4 protein-coding genes are annotated in these 3,899 nt (G+C 68.1%); 3 read left to right on the forward strand and 1 reads right to left on the reverse strand.

The annotated features are described in order from the left end of the window. Nucleotides 1–187: 187 nt before the first annotated feature. Nucleotides 188–343 carry a cytochrome bd-I oxidase subunit CydX gene (locus AAHM41_RS39390; RefSeq protein WP_342242100.1) on the reverse strand — a complete coding sequence of 52 codons (156 nt, stop codon included), beginning with the start codon at nucleotides 341–343 and terminating at the stop codon, nucleotides 188–190. 299 nt (nucleotides 344–642) lie between these two features. On the opposite strand from AAHM41_RS39390, the gene groL reads away from it, so the two are divergent. The 3 genes from groL to AAHM41_RS39405 form a co-directional block, all read left to right on the forward strand. Then, nucleotides 643–2,271 carry a chaperonin GroEL gene (gene groL / locus AAHM41_RS39395; RefSeq protein ID WP_342242103.1) on the forward strand — a complete coding sequence of 543 codons (1,629 nt, stop codon included), beginning with the start codon at nucleotides 643–645 and terminating at the stop codon, nucleotides 2,269–2,271. Nucleotides 2,272–2,357: 86 nt separating this feature from the next. Then, entirely contained in the window at nucleotides 2,358–3,077 is a 720-nt protein-coding gene (locus AAHM41_RS39400) for a CBS domain-containing protein (RefSeq protein WP_342242101.1), read from the forward strand. 75 nt (nucleotides 3,078–3,152) lie between these two features. Beyond that, nucleotides 3,153–3,899, forward strand: a 747-nt coding sequence (locus tag AAHM41_RS39405; protein WP_342242102.1) for a CoA-binding protein, incomplete at its 3' end; no start/stop codon positions are given.

Consider the following 3,899-nt stretch of genomic DNA (forward strand, 5'->3'; position numbering starts at 1 on the left):
CTTGCCTCCGACCAGGGACACGTCGTCGAGGTCGATGGTTTCGAACCAGCGGACATGGGAGTCCGTGGGTGGCCTGGCTTGTTCTTCGGCCTGGCTTCCGGCCACGGTCGAGACCGCCGGGGCGGGGAATGAACGGCTCATGGATAACTCCTTAAGAAGCCGTCCCGATGGGCGGGTACAGGCGATATCAGGGCGGCGGCGGCTGGCCGTCGGCTCGTCGCAGCGAAGTGCACCGACGAGCCGGGGCGGCAAGGTCGCCAGTTTCCGGCTCCAGCCAGGTCGCGACGACGAGGCCGAACGGGAGGAAAAGGGCGATCGTCACGGCCCAGATGAAGGTCCACACGCGGTGTTCTCCCGTCCGGTCAGCGCCGCAGCCAGGCGAGGAGGCCGACCACCGCCACGGAAGACCGCAGCGATTGCACCCGCGACCGCCAGCACCAGTCGAATTGGGAACGACATGCCCACCTCCTGTGTGGCTGGCCATGCTGCGGCGACCGGCACGATCGGACCTTGATCCAGGTCAAGATACCCAAAGCTCACGACTTGATCCGGATCAAGGCCGCGGCGGGTCGGTTGCCTCCATTCTCCCGCATCGAAGGCCGCTCGGCGGAGCCGGATGGCCACGGGAAAGGGAGCATGGCGATGACCTACAAGCGGGTTCTGTTCCGGTCGGCGGCACGCGAGAAGATTCTCCAGGGCGTCACCCAGCTCGCCGACGCCGTGCGGGTCACGCTGGGGCCGAAGTCGAAATCGGTGCTCATCCAGAAGCGGTGGGGGGCGCCGGTCGTCTGCAATGACGGCGTGACCATCGCCAAGGAGTTCGAGCTCAAGGATCCCGAGGAGAATCTCGGGGTGCAGATGCTGCGCCAGGCGGCCGAGAGGACGGGCGAGGCCGTGGGCGACGGCACCAGCACGGCGACCATACTCGCCCATGCGCTGTTCGCCGACGGGCTCCGCAACGTCGTCGCCGGCGCCAGCGCGATCGATATCAAGCGGGGACTGGACAGCGCAGCCAAGGCCGCCATCCGAGCCCTGGCCGCGATGTCGGTCCCGGTCGCCGCCCGCCGCGAGAAGGAGCAGGTCGCGACCATTTCCGCGCACAACGACCCGGTGATCGGCCGGCTGGTGGCCGATGCCATGGAGAAGGTGGGCGGGGAGGGGGTGATCACGGTCGAGGAATCCAAGACCACCGAGACCACCCTCGACGTGGTCGAGGGCATGCGGTTCGACCGCGGCTACATCTCGCCCTACTTCATGACCAATACGGAGAAGCTGTCGGCCGAGCTGGAAGATGCGTTCATCCTGCTGCACGAGAAGCGCCTCGCCAATCTGCAGGGGCTCCTGCCTCTGCTCGAAGCCGTGGTGCAGTCGGGGCATCCGCTCGTGATCATCGCCGAGGATGTGGAAGGCGAAGCGCTGGCCACGCTCGTCGTCAACAAGATCCGCGGCGGCCTGCGGGTGGCCGCGGTCAAGGCGCCCGGGTTCGGCGACCGGCGCAAGGCGATGCTGGAGGACATCGCGGTTCTGACGGGCGGTCAGGTGGTCGCGGAAGAGCTCGGGATCAAGCTCGAGAATGTCGGCCTCGACCGGCTCGGGCGTGCCAAGCGGGTGATCATCACGGGCGAGCACACGACGATCGTCAGCGGCGCCGGCCGCAGGCAGGACATCGATGCCCGCATGAAGCAGATCCGGCAGCAGATCGCCGACACCACCTCGGACTACGACCGCGAGAAGCTGCAGGAGCGCCTGGCGAAGCTGTCAGGCGGCGTCGCCGTGATCCGGGTGGGGGCTCCTGCCGAGACCGAGATGAAGACGCGGAGGGAGGCGCTGGACGATGCGATCAGCGCCACCAAGGCAGCGGTGGCCGAGGGCATCGTGCCGGGTGGAGGTCTCGCGCTCCTGCGCTGCATCGACGCGGTCGCGGATGTCGAGGCGACGCTGCAGGGTGACGAGCGGACCGGCGCCCAGATCCTGAAGCGGGCGCTGGAAGCGCCGGCACGCCAGATTGCGGAGAACTCGGCGGTCGAAGGCGGCGTGGTGGTCGAACGCATGCGCGGCGGTGACGGGGCGATGGGGTTCGACGCGGCGCGAAAGGAATATGTCGATCTCGTCGAAGCGGGGATCGTCGATCCGACCAAGGTGGTCCGGGTCGCGCTGGAAAACGCCGTGTCGGTCGCGAGCACGCTCTTGCTGACCGAGGCGATCATGACCGAGGTCCCCGAGACGAAGGCCGACGCGAAGCAGCAACTCGACATGGCGATGGACGTGTAGATCGCGCCATCACGGATTTGATCAGGATCAAAGCCGCGGGCGGCGGGACCGGCCATGGTCCCTCCATACCGTCGAGGAGGTATCCGATGAACGCCGTCGATATCATGACCAGGAAGCCTGTGACCGTGCGCTGCGACCTGCCGATCCTGGCGGCGATCCGGCTCATGCTCGGGCGCGGGATCAGCGGTCTGCCCGTCGTCGACGAGGCGGGCGATCTGGTCGGCATGATCACCGAAGGCGACCTGCTGCGCCGCGTCGAGATGGGCACCGAGAAGCGGCGGCCCGACTGGCTCGCCTTCTTCACCGGCACCGACCGGCTGGCGCGCGAATACGTCCAGTCGCACAGCCGCAACGTCGCGGATGTGATGACCCGGGACGTGGTCTCGGTCTCCGAGGACGCGCCGCTGGAGGAAATCGTGGAGCTGATGATCGGTCGGCGGATCAAGCGCATCCCGGTTCTGCGCGGCACCAAGCTGGTCGGCATCGTCACGCGCGCTAATCTCCTGCGCCTTCTGGCCGGCCTCCTGGATGTCCGGGCCGAAAGCGGCAACGACGACAAGGCGATCCGCGAACGGATCTTCGCCGAGCTTAGCGAACAGCTCTGGGCGCGGGTCGAAGGGATGCGGATCGATGTGAAGGACGGGGCCGTGACGCTCGGCGGCGTCATCACCGACGAGTGGGTTCGCGACGCGCTGCGCGTGGCCGTGGAGAATGTGCCGGGCGTCAAGGAGGTGAAGGACGACATGGTCCTGCTCGAACCCTTCACCGGCACGGTGCTCGACCCCGTCTTCGAACGGCGGCTCTGATCAGTCGAAGCCTTGGGTGGCGCCTTGCAGGTCGTAAATGATCCGCGCCGGCACCGTGACGGATGAGGGGATGCGATGTCGGTCCGCAACCTGGACGCGCTGTTCCGCCCGGGCTCGATCGCCGTGATCGGGGCCAGCCGGCGCTCCGGATCGGTCGGGGCGGTGCTGGCCCGCAACCTGTTCGCCGGTGGCTTCGACGGCCCGGTGATGCCGGTCAATCCACAGGCGCGGTCGATCGGCAGCACGCTGGCCTACGCCTCCGTCGCCGAGTTGCCGGTCACACCCGATCTGGCGGTGATCGCCACACCGCCGGCGACGGTGCCGGGCCTGATTGCCGAGCTCGGCGCCCGCGGCACGCGCGCCGCCGTCGTCGTCACCGCCGGTTTCGGCGAAGGCAACGGCCAGGCCGAGGGTGCTGTGCTGCGCCAGGCGGTGCTGGATGCGGCCCGGCCGCACCTGCTGCGAGTGCTTGGCCCCAATTGCCTGGGACTGATGGCGCCGCATCACGGCGTGAACGCCAGCTTCGCCCATGTCGCGCCGCTGCCGGGCGACATTGCCTTCGTCAGCCAGTCCGGCGCCATCGCGACCGCCGTGTTGGACTGGGCGACCCATCGCGGCATCGGCTTCAGCCAGGTCGTGTCGCTGGGCGACATGGCCGACGTCGATTTCGGCGACATGCTGGACTGGCTGGCCGCTGACGGCCGCACCCGGGCGATCCTGCTCTATGTCGAGGCCGTGACCCATGCCCGGAAATTCATGTCGGCTGCCCGCATCGCGGCCCGGACCAAGCCTGTGGTGGTGATCAAGGGTGGCCGCACCGAG

It is taken from the genome of Inquilinus sp. OTU3971 (assembly GCF_038440215.1).